13 protein-coding genes, 1 tRNA gene and 1 pseudogene are annotated in these 16,778 nt (G+C 60.8%); 10 read left to right on the top strand and 5 right to left on the bottom strand.

Translation table 11 applies throughout. From position 1 onward, the window contains the following. Positions 1-58: 58 nt before the first annotated feature. Positions 59-2,587: a DNA phosphorothioation-associated putative methyltransferase gene (locus J2T57_RS18775; RefSeq protein ID WP_366519130.1), complete on the top strand. Its 2,529-nt coding sequence runs from the start codon at positions 59-61 to the stop codon at positions 2,585-2,587. 678 nt (positions 2,588-3,265) lie between these two features. On the opposite strand, the pseudogene J2T57_RS18770 reads toward J2T57_RS18775, so the two are convergent. Together J2T57_RS18770 and J2T57_RS18765 are read right to left on the bottom strand one after the other, a co-directional pair. Next, positions 3,266-3,469: pseudogene (locus tag J2T57_RS18770) on the bottom strand (integrase core domain-containing protein); the annotation flags it as partial. A 215-nt stretch (positions 3,470-3,684) separates the two neighbouring features. After that, positions 3,685-3,760 (bottom strand) — tRNA-Thr (locus tag J2T57_RS18765). A 171-nt stretch (positions 3,761-3,931) separates the two neighbouring features. On the opposite strand from J2T57_RS18765, the gene J2T57_RS18755 reads away from it, so the two are divergent. The 8 genes from J2T57_RS18755 (at position 3,932) to J2T57_RS18715 (ending at position 12,169) form a co-directional block, all read left to right on the top strand. Further along, complete coding sequence (locus tag J2T57_RS18755; protein ID WP_301289552.1) at positions 3,932-4,450, top strand: GspH/FimT family pseudopilin; 519 nt, start codon at positions 3,932-3,934, stop codon at positions 4,448-4,450. Next, positions 4,450-4,923 (top strand): type IV pilus modification protein PilV, encoded by a 474-nt coding sequence (pilV, locus tag J2T57_RS18750; RefSeq protein WP_253483331.1) that lies wholly within the window; start codon positions 4,450-4,452, stop codon positions 4,921-4,923. Before J2T57_RS18755 ends, pilV begins: the two co-directional genes overlap by 1 nt. Then, positions 4,920-5,981, top strand: coding sequence for a PilW family protein (locus J2T57_RS18745; protein ID WP_253483328.1), 1,062 nt, complete (start codon positions 4,920-4,922; stop codon positions 5,979-5,981). The genes pilV and J2T57_RS18745 overlap by 4 nt, the downstream gene beginning before the upstream one ends. Then, the gene (locus J2T57_RS18740) at positions 5,978-6,508 is read left to right on the top strand and encodes a pilus assembly PilX family protein (RefSeq protein WP_253483325.1); all 531 of its coding nucleotides are present in this window, start codon (positions 5,978-5,980) and stop codon (positions 6,506-6,508) included. Before J2T57_RS18745 ends, J2T57_RS18740 begins: the two co-directional genes overlap by 4 nt. A 37-nt stretch (positions 6,509-6,545) precedes the next feature. Continuing rightward, positions 6,546-10,166, top strand: a complete 3,621-nt coding sequence (locus J2T57_RS18735; protein WP_253483321.1) for a pilus assembly protein — start codon at positions 6,546-6,548, stop codon at positions 10,164-10,166. After that, positions 10,163-10,663, top strand: a complete 501-nt coding sequence (locus tag J2T57_RS22280) for a type IV pilin protein (protein WP_301289551.1) — start codon at positions 10,163-10,165, stop codon at positions 10,661-10,663. Before J2T57_RS18735 ends, J2T57_RS22280 begins: the two co-directional genes overlap by 4 nt. Before the next feature lie 103 nt (positions 10,664-10,766). Next, a complete protein-coding gene (locus tag J2T57_RS18720) occupies positions 10,767-11,342 on the top strand; it encodes a GspH/FimT family pseudopilin (protein ID WP_253483318.1) in 576 nt (191 codons plus the stop codon). A gap of 17 nt (positions 11,343-11,359) precedes the next feature. After that, positions 11,360-12,169, top strand: a complete 810-nt coding sequence (locus J2T57_RS18715) for an undecaprenyl-diphosphate phosphatase (RefSeq protein ID WP_253483315.1) — start codon at positions 11,360-11,362, stop codon at positions 12,167-12,169. 311 nt (positions 12,170-12,480) lie between these two features. Here the strand turns inward: J2T57_RS18715 and mgtE are convergent, their stop codons facing one another. Next, a complete protein-coding gene (gene mgtE, locus J2T57_RS18710) occupies positions 12,481-13,851 on the bottom strand; it encodes a magnesium transporter (protein ID WP_253483312.1) in 1,371 nt (456 codons plus the stop codon). Positions 13,852-13,973: 122 nt separating this feature from the next. Here mgtE and J2T57_RS18705 point away from each other — a divergent pair, with 122 nt between their 5' ends. Next, complete coding sequence (locus J2T57_RS18705) at positions 13,974-15,263, top strand: hypothetical protein (RefSeq protein WP_253483309.1); 1,290 nt, start codon at positions 13,974-13,976, stop codon at positions 15,261-15,263. Positions 15,264-15,602: 339 nt separating this feature from the next. Here the strand turns inward: J2T57_RS18705 and J2T57_RS18700 are convergent, their stop codons facing one another. Next, complete coding sequence (locus J2T57_RS18700; protein ID WP_253483306.1) at positions 15,603-15,977, bottom strand: hypothetical protein; 375 nt, start codon at positions 15,975-15,977, stop codon at positions 15,603-15,605. 70 nt (positions 15,978-16,047) lie between these two features. Further along, the gene (locus tag J2T57_RS18695) at positions 16,048-16,734 is read right to left on the bottom strand and encodes a zinc metallopeptidase (RefSeq protein WP_253483302.1); all 687 of its coding nucleotides are present in this window, start codon (positions 16,732-16,734) and stop codon (positions 16,048-16,050) included. Between the last annotated feature and the right edge of the window lie 44 nt (positions 16,735-16,778).

Here is a 16,778-nt window from a genome sequence, read left to right as displayed (position 1 = left end):
AGGCTACGGAGCCATCGACCTGGATGCACTGCGGCAAGAACTCAGCTGCGGCAAGCAAGTGGGTGGGCGTCTATATCTTCATCGCGATGCTGTCATCCTTCTCAACGATGATTATCGAGACCGCATAGCAGAGGCGGTTCGCATCTCGGCCGGTATTGACTGGAACGTGGTCAAGCTCGAACCGGATGGCCAGCACCTGTCACTGCTGACTTACCAGTGCTTTTTCGAATCGCCATTCCCCGAGCTAATCCGCAGTCATCGGGTTAACCTTAACGCTGGCACCACATCACATCGCTCCTACGAGGACCACGAAAACCGCCCGATTCTTCATCGCAAGGAACTGCTACTGCCTCCGGGTCACCCTGATCGCGAAACTTTCTCACCTCTGACTAAGGAACTGGAACGCGCAGGTCTCCTAAAGAACGCACACCAGGTTGGCTATCGCCTGCAATGGGAGCACCGGTTGGACGAAGCCGGTTATCGGGTAACCGAACACAAGCTCGAGTGCATTGACACTCAGCGAGCTCAAAAGGTGAACGGTGAGTACGGAGTACTGCGACATCGTACAGCTATAAATCGAGGTGATTTCTCGGCTCCAATGCAAGCCCTTGCCCGGCACGACTTCCTAGACGGTAGCCGCGCAGTTTTCGATTATGGCTGCGGCCGAGGAGATGACCTACGAATACTCCAGACCAACGACATTCCGGCGGGAGGCTGGGATCCCCATTACCGTCCGAACTCTCCAAAGACGTCAGCACCGATCGTAAATCTGGGCTTCGTCATCAACGTCATCGAGAACCCCCAAGAGCGCGAAGACGTGCTACGTGATGCCTTCGAGCTAGCAGACGAGCTCTTGGTTGTTTCGGCAATGCTCATCTCTCAACTCGAAGTGAATCGCCGACCGTACTCTGACGGTGTAATCTCTCGCCGCGGGACCTTTCAACGATACTATTCCCAAGAAGAGCTAAGGCAGCTCCTTTCGACAACCCTCCACATAGACCCGGTCGCGGTTGGCCCAGGGATCTTTTTCGTTTTCAAAGAACACTCTGGACTACATGCCTTTTTGGAACGTCGCTTAACCAAACGGCGGACGCTAATAACAAGACGTGCCCTTCATCCAATCCCCAGAGTATCGCGGGAAGAACGGACACGCGCCTTCTACGAGGCCCACCGAGACACTCTGGATGCACTATGGCAACAGTACCTGGCCCTCGGTCGACGTCCACGTCCCGCTGAAGTCCAAGATAATGAGAGTGTCGAGTCTCTGTTCGGCTCTACGCGCAGAGCGCTCAACTTTCTGGAACGCTACCACGGAATGGAACCGGTCCTCGCAGCTACACACGCGCGGACCGACGACCTCCGGATCGCTCTCGCAATGGAGCTCTTCACCGGGCGTACGGCAGCGCGCGAAGCAGCCTCCAGGTGGCTCTACGGCACTAAGACATCGTTTGGATCAAAGGATAACGCTTTGAAAAGTGCCCAGGCCCTGCTTTTCTCCATCGGGCAACCCGAGATCATCCGCTCCCAGTGTGAACGGGCGCATACCGACGGGCTAGGATATATCCATGACGACGGACGTGCGTTTACCTTTCACCCATCGGTACTGAATCAGCTGCCGGCAGAGCTTCGCACTTACGTCGGGTGCGCTACGTACCTATATGGTGACCCGGCCTCCGCCGACCTCATTAAGGTCCACACCCAGTCGGCGAAGCTCACTATGATGCATTTCGACGACTTCGACGGCTCACCACTCCCGCGAATGCTCGAACGAATCAAGCTCAACTTCAGGCACCAAACAATCGACGTCTTTCGGTACGGCGAAGATCACGTGCCGCCCTATCTCTACCTCAAGTCGCGGTACATTCCACCGGATTTCCGCTACCACGACGAGCAAATAGACTTTGATGAAAAGCTTCTCCAACTAGGAGATTTGGACTTTGGGGGCTACGGCCCGCCCAATCATCTCTTCGAGAGTTATATTCGGCGTCATCGCGTAGAGGTGTCAGGCTTCCACCTCGTTCCGTCGACCGACATACCCCATCTAGACGAAGAATGTGGCCGCTACCACACGTTTCGTTCATTCATCGAATGTGGAGAGACACAACAACGAATCGCTATACCGAACGCCCCCAAACAACCTGACTCGTACAATGCGCTGCACCGTTTAGCCACCCAGATAATCGATCCTGTAATGGATTACTTCGGTGGACTCGATCTCACGTTCGGCTTCTGTTCTCACCATTTGGCAAGGGCGATTTCCAATCGAATTGACCCCAAACGCGACCAACACTCCTCATACGAACTCAACTCGCGAGGAAATCTCATCTGCCCTCGCGCAGGCGCTGCCGTCGACTTCCTTATCCCTTACGAGGACATGCTAGAGGTCGCCCAGTGGATCGCCATCAACACCCCCTTTGACCGCCTTTATTTCTACGGGTCTTCATATCCTATACATGTCAGCATCGGACCGCGGGACGACCGTCAAATTGTAACCCTGCAAACACTTCCGAATGGGAAACGTATTCCCAGGGTCATCTCTCTTGACAAACTCTTGAATGCCACTTCCATCCATACCACCTCCAAGTGACACAAGAACCGATTCCTCCAAATTGCCAGCCAGGTCAGGCGATCACCTACTGTCCCGAACCTTTCAGTATTTGCCGTTGCTTCCCTTTTCCGGTCGATCCTTTCTTTCGAAACTTGACGAAACTCGTATCGGAGGTAATTTTTTTACTCTCTCCCTATCGAGGAGTTCCGTGTTGAACCTCCATAAACGTCCCTTCCTTACGCAGTGGCACGATATCAACTTCCTGGCCTATCACGTCCGCTAACACGCGAACTTTATTCCTCGCAATCTTGCCCTCCGAAGACATCTCCCAGCCCATCAAACCATAGAGCTGGGCCTAATCTTCATTGTAAAGTCGAAGCAATATATTTCCATAACCTGGCCAAGCCTTGGCTCGACCTTCTGTCCGATGACCTGCTTTAATATCGCGAGCCACTGCTCATCGCTGAAAATGTTCATGTTTCCAAAAACAATAGAGCGGCTTCATGGCGATCCCCCTCTGTGACGGTGCGGCTAGATGTTCGACTGCCGTCACGTACCCCAACTGACAAGCCTTTGCCTTTCCGCACGAAAGCACTGGTCCACTACTTTTTTATTTTCCTTTTAGTTGCCCGCTATTTTATGAGCTCTGACGGTATTGCTAGTTGAGTTTGATGGTTACAGAACTTAGAGAGGGGGGCGAGTGTCGACTTCCCGTGTTTAGGCCCATCCGAAACTAGAGGTTTCCGGTTGGTTTAACTGCCGGTATTCGGCAGGCGTCAAATCCCCAAGCGAGTCATGGGGGATCTCTTCGTTGTAGTCACGCAGCCACCGCTGCGTATGTTCGCGGACCTCGGTGAGGTTGCGGAATACATACATGTCGAGCACACCGCAGCGGTAGCTGCCATTGAAGCGCTCGACGAAACCTTTGCCAAAAGCATCGTAGCTGGGAGCGTTGCCTCAGGGTAGCTTCGCTTTGCGGCTGCCGTCGTAGCGCTTCGCGTGGGCAATCGACTGGCGGAGAATAACTACCAGGGCGACTGCAGGTAGTGGCAGACAATGTGCACTACAACGTGCACTAGAAATTGCGTCTCTGGGGCGCTACCGTTGCGAAGCACATTTTAACTGTTTGAAAAATATGGTGCCGGCGAGAGGAGTCGAACCCCCGACCTACTGATTACGAATCAGTTGCTCTACCAACTGAGCTACGCCGGCTTTGACAGACGCGCGGAGTATAGCGAAAGCGTCTGGCGACGACAATTTCACCATGAATCGAAATTCGTGCGATATCGCCCTCGATTTCGGGAGCTGTTGCACCTTTCGTCGGCCACAGTACACAAGTCGTCGTCAAGGCGCTGACTTGACGGCCCACTCCCGCTATCAAGTATGGCTATGAAAAAACAGCGCGGTTTTACCCTTGTCGAGTTGATGATCGTGGTCGTTCTGATCGGGATCGTGGCCGTTATCGGTATCCCGAACCTCACCAGCGTGGTTCGGGCCAATCAGGTCACGACCCAGGCCAACGGCCTGGTCAGTGCGATGCAACTTGCCCGCACCGAAGCCATCCGGCGTGGCGTTCCAGTATCGGCCTGCCCGAGCAGTGACGGCGTTGCCTGTGGCGGCACCTGGAACGACGGCTGGATCGTGGCGCTGGACAGCAACAACAGCGGCGCCGTTGCGGCAACCGAGGTCATCCAGGCCGGTGGGGGCGCTTCAGCGCCAATCGCCGTGGCGCAGACTGCGGGCACGGGTTACGTCCGGTTCATGGGCAATGGGCTGCGTGATCCCGGTATTGCTGGCAATCAGGTCTTTCGTGTGACCTTTACGAGTTGCGGCGCGGGCGATGCTCGCGAAGTCGTTGTTCGGGCCGGCGGCCGCGTTGAAGCAACAACTGGAGACTGCTGATGCTCACTGGAGCAACGCGTGCGAGACGACATGGCCAGCGAGGCTTCACTCTTCTGGAAGTGCTTGTCGCCGTGGTCATTCTCTCCGTGGGATTGCTTGGCCTGGCGGGATTGCAGGCGCAGAGCCTGCGAGCCAACCAGAGCGCCCTCTTTCTCTCCCAGGCCAACCTGCTTGCATACGACATCGTCGATCAACTGCGGGCCAATCGCGACGCCGCCCGCAGCGGCGACTACGACATCGCCCTCGGCTTTGATGCAGACGGTGTCGGCAACGGCGGCGTCGCTGGCGACCACATCTCTGAATGGTACGAGCGCATTAATGACAAGCTGCCCATGCTTGAAGGCCAGACCGGGGGCAGCATCGCCGTGGACAACGACCGCCGGGCGACCATCATCGTGCGCTGGTACGACGAGCGGGCCTCCAGAGACCCTGATGATGCCCTCCGCGAGGTTGCAGTGGTGACCCAACTATGATCAGACAAAAGCGCAACCGCCATGTCTTCCGGCCCGCGCATCAAGCGGGGCTGTCGATTGTTGAAATCATGGTCGCATTGCTGATCAGCTCCATCCTGCTGCTCGGGGTGGTGACCATCTTCAGCAGCACGCGGCAGACCTACGACGTGCAGCAAAGCCTGTCCCGGATACAGGAGAACGGTCGCTTCGCCCAGTACTTCCTCCAGAGCGAAATTCGGATGGCAGGATTCCAGGGCTGCTCCCGATTCGTGTCCACCGCTGTGAAGGCCGATCCGCCGCCGGAGGACTTCTTCGACGGTATCGACCGCCCCATTTTCGGCGAGATTTCCACGGGCGGTGATGCCGTCGAGGGCACCGAGGTCATCTACATACGCCGCGCCGGAGCCACGGGTATCCGCCTGACCGGCAACATGAGCGGTGACAACGCCAATATCCAGGTAACGGACAACCGGGCGGACTTCAAAGCTGGCGATTATCTCTTTATTGCCGACTGCTCCAATGCCGACCTTTTCCGGGCGACCAACGTGTCGAACGAAACGCAGGGCAGCACCAGGCTTACCATCGCTCATTCCAGCAGCATGAATACTCCGCTTCCTGGGAAGTCCAACGCCAACTCCCTATCCAAAGCCTACGGCGAAGACGCCGAGGTCATGCGCTTTGAGTCTATCCGGCTTTTCATTCGCGATACCGGTCGGGTTGACCGCGACGGCGAGCCGATTCTGGCCCTCGCGCGGGAGCGCCTGGTGGGCAGCGGCTCCAGCCCGCAGGTCGTGGTGGAGGATCTGGTGGAGGGCATCGAGACCATGCGGGCCCAGTACGGCGTGGACACCAACGGCAATGGCCGCATCAATGCCTTCCGGACGGCAGATCAGCTCAATGGCGCCGACTGGGAAGACGTTGTCACAGTCCGCGTCGCCATGGTCATGCGCAGCGAGCGCGACCGCGTCGTGCCTGAGTCGCAAACCTTTCGATTCAACGGCGCGGAAGTAACACCCAATGACCGGCGACTGCGTCAGGTGTTCGACACCACGGTGACTGTAAGGAACAGGACACGATGAACCCGCATCTGAACCCGTTGAGCGCACGCCGCCAGAGCGGCGCGGCCCTGATCGTCAGTCTCATTCTGCTGCTGATCATGACCCTGATCGGTGTCACGGCGATGCGCGGCACCATCCTGGAAGAGCGCATGGCCGGCGGCATGCAGGACCAGAACCGGGCTTTCCAGGCGGCCGAGGCTGCACTGCGCGTCGGCGAGGATGAACTGCAGGGCGCGGTGGTGCCAACCTTCAACAACTCCAACGGCCGTTATGCGTACAACCACCCGTCCCGGCCGGACTGGCTTCGGAACCCGCCTGCGGAGGGCAACGGGGCCACGGCTGTCACCCTGGAGTTTCCGGAATCATCCGAGGTGACGCCCCGCCCCCCCGAATATTTCATCGAGCGACTGCCGCCGAGCCAGATACCGGGGGGCTCCCTTGAATCCGGCACGCCGGTGGACGATGGCGAGCTGTTCAAGATTACAGCCCGGGGCTTCGGCGGCAATGAAAGCACCGTCGTGATCCTTGAAACCTACTTCCGCCGCTAGTGGCGTGCGACTGAATCGACATCCCAAGGAGTCGACAATGATTCAACTGAGACAGATCGGGACCATGATGGGAAGCGCGCTGCTGGCGACGGCAGTGGGTCTGTCCTCGGCCGGCGCGCAGCAGACGCCGGTGAATCTTGCCCAGGCACCATTGTTCCTTCTCACACCGGTCAAGCCCAGCCTCATTCTGGCCATCGACGACTCCGGCAGCATGGACTCCGAGGTCTTGATCCCGACCAATGACGGTGCCGGCTGGTGGAACACCAACAACCAGTCTTTTGTCGGCCTCGGGCGGAACGATGAGCTGGCGGATGGGCGCTTCAATTTCAACGAGGCCGGCGGGGCCGGCGGTGGCTGGAAGAAATACACCTATGTGTTCCCCATCGGCACGGGAACCGGCAACCGTATCTACAACGACGCAACGAACGACCACTTTGCGGTACCGCCCATTCCGGAGTACGGCTGGGCGCGCTCGCCGGATTTCAACAACTCCTACTTCAATCCGGCTGAGGTCTATGCACCATGGCCCAGTGTCGCGGGGTTCACATTCGAGGACGTTCCCCCAACGGCTGCGCCCAGCGACATCATGGAGGGTACTCGGACAATCAACCTGACGCAGCCGATTGAAAGCAACCAGGCCAACTGGCAGTTTCGCGTGCAGCCAGGAATGCAGTTACCCATCGGAACACGATACAACGGGCTCGGCTCCGGCGGATGGACAACGGTTGCCGATATCTCGCTGGACGTCGAGACTGAAGAAAGTATCGGCATTACCTATTTCCCGGCCACGTTCTACCTGAGTGACCTGGATGCGCTTCCCGAGGGCTTCGGCTACACCGCAGTTCCCGTCCCCCATGCAGGCGCAGGGCCCGGCGGCGAAACCCTCTTCGAATATCGCATCGAGGATGACAACTTCGCCAGTACGGCACAGTACGATGCCGCCATCCAGAACTTTGCCAACTGGTTCACCTATTATCGCAATCGCCATTCCGCGACCCGTGCAGGCATCGGTGAAGCCTTCCAGAGCATCAGCAACATGCGCGTCGGCGCATTCACGATCAACAACCGCAACAACGTCACGATGCGGGATCTCGATGTTCCGGCGGAACGTAGCAGTTTCTTCGACCAGATCTACAACATCGGCGGCAACAGCGCCGGCACGCCGAACCGGGAAGCCGTGCTGCATATGGGCCGGCAGTTCGAGCGCACGGGCAGTGACGCCCCGGTGGTGTTCGCCTGCCAGCGCAATTACGGGGTGCTGTTCACCGACGGCTACGCCAACGCCTGGACCGGCGCAGGGGTCGGTAATGTGGACGGTGATATGGGCTCCCCCTTCGCCGACAACGTACCCAACACCATGGCGGATATCGCCGCCAACTTTTACGTGATCAACATCCGCCCGGATCTTGAGCCCGGTCGGGTGCCGGTCAACGCCGCCTGCAACGCGGACAACCCCGATCCCAGCCTGAACTGCCAGAGCGACCCCCACATGAGTCTCTTCGGCGTGACCTTGGGCGTGCAGGGCAACATTTTCGGTGTCGACGAGGATGCAACCGCCGATCCCTACAACAATCCCCCGGAGTGGCCTACGGTCTTCCAGAACCGCAACCCCTCTGCCGTGGACGACCTCTGGCACGCCACGCTGAACACCCGGGGTGAACTGCTGGATGTCAACGTGCCGGCGGACATGGGCGAAGCCTTCGGCGCCATCACCGACAACATTGCCCGCCAAGTGGGTTCCGCGGCCTCCATTGGCGCCAACTCCACCCGCCTGGATACGGAAACCCGGATCTTCCAGGCCCGTTTCAACAGTAACGACTGGAGCGGTGAACTGATCGCCTTTGCCGTCAACTTTGATGGCAGCGTCGGTGACATTGTCTGGGAGGCCGGTACCGAGCTAACGAACACGAACCCGGCGGGCCGGACTATCGTCACGGTGCTGCCCGATGGCTCGGCGGCGAACTTCACCTGGGGGAACATCGAGGGAACCACGGCAGAGGCGCTGTTCAACACCGCCCCCAACGGCACCACGGACGGGCTCGGAGAGGAACGCGTCGCGTTTCTCCGGGGTGACCGCAGCAACGAGGGTGGCCCGTTCCGGGCCCGTGGCAGCGTGCTGGGTGATGTGGTGAATTCGGACCCGGCCTTCGTGTCGAATCGAGACTTCGGCTATGCCTCCCTTCCCGGCGATCCCGGCCTTGAGTACAACGCGTTCCGGGACGGAATCGCCGACCGCCCGCCCATGGTCTACGTGGGCGCCAACGACGGCATGCTCCATGGCTTCAACGCGGAGACCGGGGCGAGCGTACTGTCCTTCATTCCCAGTGCCGTCTATCCGGGCCTGCCTTCGTTGACCGACCCTGACTACGCCCACCGCTACTTCGTCGATGGTGCGCCGACAGTGGCCGATGTCTACGTCGACGCCAACAATAATGGTGTCCAGGAATGGCGCACGGTGCTGGTGGGCACCCAGGGGGCGGGCGGCCGCAGCATTTTCGCCCTGGACGTTACCGACCCGGACAATTTCTCGCCGGATGACGTGCTCTGGGAATTCGAGCACCCGGAACTCGGTCAAGGCGTCACCGACGCCGCAATCGTTCCCATCAAGGAGACGTCCGGTAACCAGACCATCATCCGCTGGGTGGCAGTGTTCGGTAACGGCTATAACAGCGAGGGCAATGATTCCCGGCTCTTCATGGTGGATATCGAAACCGGCGAACTGGTTCAAGGCTTCGGCAACTTCCCGCTGCTGGCCGGTACCGGCGACGCCGACATACCGAATGGCATGGCACCGCCGCTCGCCATTGACAGCAACGGCGACCGTTTTGCCGACAGGATCTACGTCGGTGACCTGCGCGGCAACGTCTGGAAGTTCCGTCAGAACAACCAGGATAACTGGGTCATCGCGGACGCCAGTCCGTTTTTCCGGGCCGAACGGGACGGGGTGCGCCAGCCTATCACCTCCAAGCTGGATGCCGGACGCAACCCGGATGGCAACATCATGGTGTTCTTCGGCACCGGCAAGTATCTGGAGCAGTCCGACGCGGTCGTAGGTGACAATCCGCCGATCCAGAGCTTCTACGCCGTCATCGATCAGAACCTGAACAGCACCGCGACCCGCACCAATCTGCTTGAGCAGGAAATCGAGGCCGAGATCGAGGCCATGGGCTTCGGCTTCCGCGTGGTCACCCAGAATGAAATCACCAATCAGCGGGGCTGGTACATGGATCTCGAGTCGCCGGTCAATGGCCCGGAGGGTGAGCGCGTCGTCAGCCGTCCGATTGTTCGTGGCGGCCGGGTCATCTTCACCACGCTGATCCCGTCGCAGGACCCCTGTGACTTCGGTGGAACGGGCTGGCTGATGGAAGTGGACGCCTTCAGCGGCGGACGCCTGGATGACCCGGTCTTTGACATCAATGAAGATGGCAGCTTCGACGAGGGGGACTTCCTCGATTACATCGCCGACGGCTCGGATGACGACCGTGGCACGCCACCGAGCGGCATTCGCTCCCGGGATGGCATCATCCCGACGCCGGCGATCATTTCAGCGGGCGAGATCGAGTACAAGTTCCTGAGCGGTTCGTCCGGCAATATTCAGGAAATCACCGAACGCGGTGACGTGACAGGGGGGCGTCAATCATGGCGGCAGCTCCGATGACCCATAAGGTGATGTTGCGAGAACCCCTTGGCAAGCCGACGTTGGCCGGAAAAGGAAAACGCATGTTATCGAAGCGAACTTCCTGCAACGCACGCGGGTTCACCTTGATCGAGTTGATGATTGCCGTCGCTATCATCGGCATCATTGCGGCAATCGCCTACCCGAGCTACCAGAACTCGGTCGAGCGTGGTCGCGTTGCGGACGGCAGAGCAGCGCTCATGGACACGGCCCAGCGCCTGGAGCGCTGTTTTACCGGTCGGACGTCCTATGACGGATGCCTGGAACAAAACGGCGATCCATTCGAGGGAACATCCGATAGCGGCTTCTACCAAATTACCTTCACCACGGGGAACAGCGGCAACACGTTCACGGCCGAGGCAGAACGAATCCGGGGCGTCAGCACCAACCGCTGCGGAACGCTAACAGTTGACAGTGCCGGCAGGCAGGGTATTCAGGATGCCAACGACGGCGTGACTGTCGAGGATTGCTGGCGATAGATTTCCGTTGACTACCGCTTGCCGGGGCAAGGACGCCCCGTTGAAGCGGTAAAAGCATCTGCCTGAGCAAGTCAGGCGGTCAAGCGCACATGGAGGTGCACCGATGCAATATCGCGTTGGCGGGGTCACCCTGCCGGAACTTCTCGTTGTTATCGTTATCCTGCTGCTGTTGTTCGCCCTGGCCGTTCCTGCCTGGCAGCGAACGGTACAGTCCCATCGTGCCTGGTCCGAGGTCAACAGTCTTCATTCGGCTCTGCAACTGGCCCGGGAGACCGCGATCAGCAGGGGCCACCACGCGGTGCTGTGCCGCACGGATACAAGCGGTCACTGCACGGTGGAAGCAGGCTCCTGGTCCGACGGATGGAAGGTATTTGAGGCACTCGATGGCCAGACGAGCTGCTTGGCCATGGACGGGGCACAGTGCCAACACGGCGGAGCCCTGATTCATGTCCGGCACGGCGGCGCGAATGCTGCTCACGGGCAACTGTCGCACAATCACAATATTCGCCACTACGTACGGTTCGATCCGCAAGGCATGGCGGGCAACCACAATGGCACCTTCACCTGGTGCGGCGCTGACAATCGTGCCGAGTACGGTCTGGTCATTCTCAGAACGGGCCGCGTAAGGGCCGCATCACCCGCCGATCTGCTACCCTGCGCCTCGGACAATCCAGATTGAAGTAGGCTGCCCTTCACATGACCGTTCTTGAAATCATCGTACTCGCCATCGTTCAGGGCCTGACCGAATTTCTGCCGATCTCCAGCGCCGCCCACCTGATTCTGGTGCCGCTGATGACGCCCTGGGACGATCAGGGCCTGGGCTTCGATCTGGCCGTGCATGCCGGCACATTGACCGCCGTGATCGTCTATTTTCGGCGAGATGTCTATTCCATCTCACGGGATACTTTCGCCTCGCTGGCAACTCGGCGAATAGACGGCGATGCGAGGTTGGGCTGGTGGGTCACCATCGCCACCATTCCAGTCGGGCTTGCTGGCCTGACGTTCAAGGGACTGATTGAAACCACCCTGCGGACGCCCGAGGTAGGCGCGGTGGTCATGGCCTTTGCGCTGATCGGCTTCGGCCTCCTTCTTGGCCTGGCGGACTGGCGCTTTCGGGGCGAGCGCAGCGAGCGGGATCTGCGACTCTTCGATGCGCTTTTCATTGGTTTCGCCCAGGCGCTGGCGCTGATCCCGGGCACGTCGCGCTCGGGTATCACCATCACAGCGGGGCTGTTCCTCGGCTTGAGCCGGGAGGCGGCGGCGCGGTTCTCCTTTCTCATGTCCATCCCGGTAATCGTGCTGGCCAGTGGCCTCATGCTGGTGGACATGGTGCGGGACGGCGCGGCAACCGACTGGACCGCCTTCGGGCTTGGTGCGGTGGTCGCCGGCATCAGCGCCTTTTTGTGCATCCACTATTTCCTGGTTTTCATCAGCCGCATCGGCATGCAGCCGTTCGTGGTCTACCGGGTGGTGCTGGGCGTCATTCTGTTGATGTTGTTTTTGTAGGTGGCGGGCGCTCTCTGTGAAACCGGATTACCGGCTCGGCCATCGCCGTCGCGGTGCGTTACGGCCTTCGGCCTAACGCACCCTACGTGAGGCCGTACCCGCTGTAGGGTGTGTTAGCGCGCAGCGCGTAACGCACCGTGTCAGCGGTGGCCATGCCCGCCCCAAGCCAAGGCACAAACGTGGGGCCGGAGCGGCGCACCGGTCCAACGTTCCCTGATACCCCCCGTAGGGTGTGTTAGCGCGCAGCGCGTAACGCACCGAAACCAGCCTTCAAAGAGTCACCCACCGCCGGTTCAATCAACCTGCACCACTCAAACCCCACCCATCAGACCGGCGAGGAACACCGTCGCCAGCCCGAGATACACGCTCACGCCGGTGATATCGGTGATGGTGGTCAGGATGGGGCCGGTCATCATGGCTGGGTCCTTGCCCAGGCGCTTGATCAGGAACGGAATCGTTCCACCGACAACACCCGCCAGCAGCACGTTCACGGCCAGTGCCGTGCCCGCCACCAGGCCCAGGATCATATTGCCTTCCATGAACCAGGCGAGCACGGTAAACAGCGCCCCCAGGGCGATACCGTTGAATATGCCGATGGCCACTTCCTTGCGCAGGGCAATCCAGAAATCCCGCACCCGCACTTCGCCCAGCGCCATGCTGCGAATCGACACCGACAGCGCCTGAATACCCACATTGCCCCCCATGTCGGTAATCATGGGCAGGAATGCCGCGAGTATGGCGACCTGCACCAGGGTGGCCTCGAAGGAGCTGATCACGGCCACAGCGCCGAGATTCAGGAAGATATTCGCTGCCATCCAGGGCAGACGCTTGCGGATGGCTTCCCGGGGTGGCGTGAAGAAGGTCTCGTCCACGGAGGCCGCATTGACGGCGGTGAACTCGTCGGCGATGCGCTCGGTGACCAGATCCATGGCCTGGTTCATGGTCATCACGCCCACCAGCACGTCCTGTTCGTCCACCACCGGCAGCAGCTTCAACCGCCGCGTGCGGATGCGCTGAGCGGCGTCCTGGGCTTCATCAGTCACCCGGGCGGCCAACACGTCACGGGCCATGACATCCCGGATCACGCTGTCATTGGCGGCCATCAGCAGTTCGCGCAACGAGATCACGCCCGCCAGCCGCCCACCGCTGCCCACCACGAACACGTAGGCACCACGCTCGGTGTCCGACGGCGCTTCCCGCACTGCCTCGGTGGTCTCGCCCACAGTCGCGCCTTCGTCCACGGAGAGAAAATACGGACTCATGACAGCGCCAGCGCTGTCAGCGGGGTACCGGGCAACGGTTTCGATCTCGGCCCGGAAGCCCTGATCGAGTTCATCCAGAAGGGGCTGGGCCTGATCGGGCGGCAGCCGCTCCATCAACGCCGCGATGACCTCGGGAGACATGGCGGCAATCAGCGAACTGGCGTCATCGACGGACAGCTCGGTCAGGAGCTTCGCCGCGTAATCACGGGGCAGGTGCGCCGCAATCTGCCCGGCCCGGTCCCAACCCAGGGTTTGCAGGAACGGCACCACCGCATGCCGTGGCGCCTCCATGAGAATGGCCGCTGCCCGTCGCGACGACACCTTGCGGGCGGCACGCGCGGCCTCACGATAACCGCTCTGCTCCAGGTGTTGTGCCATCTCGTGCGCGTATTGCTCGAGCGTGCTCGTGACAAGAAGCATGTCGCCTCCGGCGTTGAAATCTGATGGTTTGAAAGCCGCGTGCGGGAACCGGGCCACCGCCATCGCAGTGCAACATCGCTATACTCCCGGCTTTCGTCCCTGACCTGCAAGCTGGATAACGCATGAACGAGGCCCCAACTGCGCTAGCCGGATACCTGCTTGCCTTCGCCGGGCTTACGGCGGGCATCGCAGCGCTGGCGCTGCCGCCCCTGGCGATTCCTGCCGGTCTTGCCGCGTGGGCCGCCGCCGCGCTGACCTGGAAAGGGGCTTCGCGCCGCAGCCTCATTCAGGCGGGCGTGTTGTTTCTGGCCGGTGTGACCGGCCTGTTGTGGGGGGTGTCCCAGGGCGTCACGCCGGATCTCGTCCGCGCCATCACTGCCAACATGACCCTCATCGGCGTGCTGATCGGCGTGAGCTTCCTGCAACTGGTGGCGTTACCCGCCGGAGACAGCCCGGGAGAGCAACCGCGTGGCCCCAGGGCCTTCAGGTCCACCGGTATCGGCGTGCACCTGTTCGGCTCCGTGATCAACATCTCGACGATCTTCATGGTTGCCGACCGCCTAAGCAAGCATGGCCCGCTGGGACGGGAGCAGGCTGTATTGCTGACACGTTATTTTTCCACCGCCGGATTCTGGTCGCCCTTTTTCGCCGCAATGGCCGCGGCGTTGAGCTTCGCCCCCGACGCACGGATCGTCCACCTCATCGCTGCTGGCCTGCCCCTGGCCGTGATTGCCATGCTGATCAGCTGGTTCGGAACAGGCCGCCATGTGGGCCAGGACTTCGTTGGCTACCCACCCCGCTACCGCCATCTTCGGGTGCCGGCCATCCTGGCGCTGGCCGTGCTGATCATCCACACCTGGAATTCCGATCTGCCGGTGATCGCGGTGATCACGCTGCTCGCCCCGCTCATCACCGGCCTTGCCCTGCTCCGGCAGCGGCAGATGGGCTTGCCGGTCATCAATCACCACGTGCGGCGCAATCTGCCGCGCATGAACAACGAACTCATGCTGTTTCTGGCGGCTGGCGTCCTCGCCGCCGGCCTCGGTTCCGTGTTGACCACGCTTGGGGGCTGGTCGCTGTTCTCGACCTTCGGCCCGCTACAGGCATGGTTGACCACTCTGCTGATCACCGGATTCGCCATTGCCGGCGTGCACCCGGTGATCGGTATTGCCACCTTCGGCACCATGCTGCTGCCGCTTGAGCCAAACCACAGCCTGTTGGCGATGACGTTTCTCGCCAGCTGGACGCTTGGCATCAGCGCCAGCCCGCTATCAGGCATGAACCTGGCCTTGCAGGGCCGATTCGGGCTCGACGGCATGGACATCATGCGCTGGAACGCAGGCTATACCGTGATCATGTTGATGGTCACGGCGCCGTTGTTCTGGGTGGCAGGCGGATTGTTGGGAGTTTGAGAAAGTGCAGCGGTTTCGCCGAGCGCCGGCGCGGTGCGTTACGCGCTGCGCGCTAACAGCACCCTACGGCGGGCACGGCGCAACGTAGGGTGAGTTAGGCCGAAGGCCGTAACGCACCGTGTCGACGGCGGTTTCGCCCGCCCCAAGCCCGAGGCACAAGCGAATGACGGGTACGCCGGTCATGGACCGTCAGCGACAGGGATGTCGCTGTCGAGCCCCCAGAGATGGGTTCACGGCGTGTCCATGAGCGGCGTACCCGTCCTTCGCTCCCCAATCAAACCCGTAGGGTGCCGTTAGCGCGCAGCGCGTAACGCACCGTGTCGGCCTTGGCCACCGTCCCTACTGGAAGATCGACATGAAGAACGGCAGCCAGCTCAGTACCAACAACAGCGACAGGAACAGGTTGGTGCGAATGATGACGCGGAGCCGTGCGCGGCCGGCGTCGTCGTGGTCGCCCATGACGATCTTGCACATCATGCTGTCCAGGAGATGACCGGTGAGGAACAGCGGCGCCAGAGTCGGCAGGATCACCGTCAGGAAAAGCCCGATGCCCTCGAAGTCCTGCACCTGATCGCCTCCAGGCGCAAGCACCACAGCCGTCAAGGAGAACAAGCACAACACCACCCGCAGCGGGCCGAGTTGCGAGAGATACTGCCGGATCACCCGAACCACCGTCGCCATTGTTCCCCCGCTGGTGGACTGTTGCGCCGTCATGCCCTGATCGCCTCCTTCGTGCTTGCGCGCCGGATTATACGGGCTGCCCCGCACCGCAGCCATGTCCGCATCATGGCCGGATCAACCGCAGCCACGCCCAGACATTGATCAGACTGCCCAACGCAGCAGCCACGTAGGTGAATGCAGCGGCGGTGAGTATCCGCCGCGCGCCAGGGCGGTCCTCCGGCTTCAGGTAACCAGCCTCCAGCAACGGCAATGCGCGCCGGAAACTCGCGTCCACTTCCGTCGGCAACGTCACCAGGTGCACCAGGACGGCAGTCCCCATGGTGAGCACACCGCCTACAAATAGCAGCAGGCCTGCGCCGGGCATGCGGGTAATCACCATGATCAGGGGCGCCGCCAGTAGCAAGGCCGCGCCGATACGCTGCGCGGCGCGTGTAGCCATGACCAACTGCGTGCGCCAGCGCAGCGGCTGGTAGCCATCCGCATGCTGGATTGCGTGCCCTACCTCATGAGCCGCCACCGAGATGGCCGTGAGGGAGCGGCCCTTGTAGTTCTCAGGGCCCAGACGGACCGCGCGATCCCGGGGATCATAGTGGTCGCCGCCAGAAGTGGTTTCCTCGACCTTTACATGCGGTAGTTCCAGCCGCTGGAGCAAATCCCGCGCAAGTTCCGCGCCTGTTCCCGGGTAACGGTCCACGGGCTGATGATGGCGGGCCATGACCCGACGCACCCAAACAGACGGGCCATAGGCGAGCAGCAACAACAGCAGGCCGAAGATGATGAATATGTGCATGACCGGGTAGACAACGCTCTCGATGATGGATTCCGACCGCCGAC

Origin of the sequence: Natronocella acetinitrilica (assembly GCF_024170285.1) — a bacterium.
GTDB classification, from domain to species: domain Bacteria; phylum Pseudomonadota; class Gammaproteobacteria; order Nitrococcales; family Aquisalimonadaceae; genus Natronocella; species Natronocella acetinitrilica.
The sequence above is the reverse complement of the archived record's forward strand: the minus strand, read 5'-3'. Positions and strand labels throughout refer to the sequence as shown.

Coding starts and splice junctions, on each gene's coding strand:
- J2T57_RS18755 (WP_301289552.1), top strand. CDS start 3,932: ATGGCTATGAAAAAACAGCGCGGTTTTACCCTTGTCGAGTTGATGATC.
- pilV (WP_253483331.1), top strand. CDS start 4,450: ATGCTCACTGGAGCAACGCGTGCGAGACGACATGGCCAGCGAGGCTTC.
- J2T57_RS18745 (WP_253483328.1), top strand. CDS start 4,920: ATGATCAGACAAAAGCGCAACCGCCATGTCTTCCGGCCCGCGCATCAA.
- J2T57_RS18740 (WP_253483325.1), top strand. CDS start 5,978: ATGAACCCGCATCTGAACCCGTTGAGCGCACGCCGCCAGAGCGGCGCG.
- J2T57_RS18735 (WP_253483321.1), top strand. CDS start 6,546: ATGATTCAACTGAGACAGATCGGGACCATGATGGGAAGCGCGCTGCTG.
- J2T57_RS22280 (WP_301289551.1), top strand. CDS start 10,163: ATGACCCATAAGGTGATGTTGCGAGAACCCCTTGGCAAGCCGACGTTG.
- J2T57_RS18720 (WP_253483318.1), top strand. CDS start 10,767: ATGCAATATCGCGTTGGCGGGGTCACCCTGCCGGAACTTCTCGTTGTT.
- J2T57_RS18715 (WP_253483315.1), top strand. CDS start 11,360: ATGACCGTTCTTGAAATCATCGTACTCGCCATCGTTCAGGGCCTGACC.
- mgtE (WP_253483312.1), bottom strand. CDS start 13,851: ATGCTTCTTGTCACGAGCACGCTCGAGCAATACGCGCACGAGATGGCA.
- J2T57_RS18705 (WP_253483309.1), top strand. CDS start 13,974: ATGAACGAGGCCCCAACTGCGCTAGCCGGATACCTGCTTGCCTTCGCC.
- J2T57_RS18700 (WP_253483306.1), bottom strand. CDS start 15,977: ATGACGGCGCAACAGTCCACCAGCGGGGGAACAATGGCGACGGTGGTT.
- J2T57_RS18695 (WP_253483302.1), bottom strand. CDS start 16,734: ATGCACATATTCATCATCTTCGGCCTGCTGTTGTTGCTGCTCGCCTAT.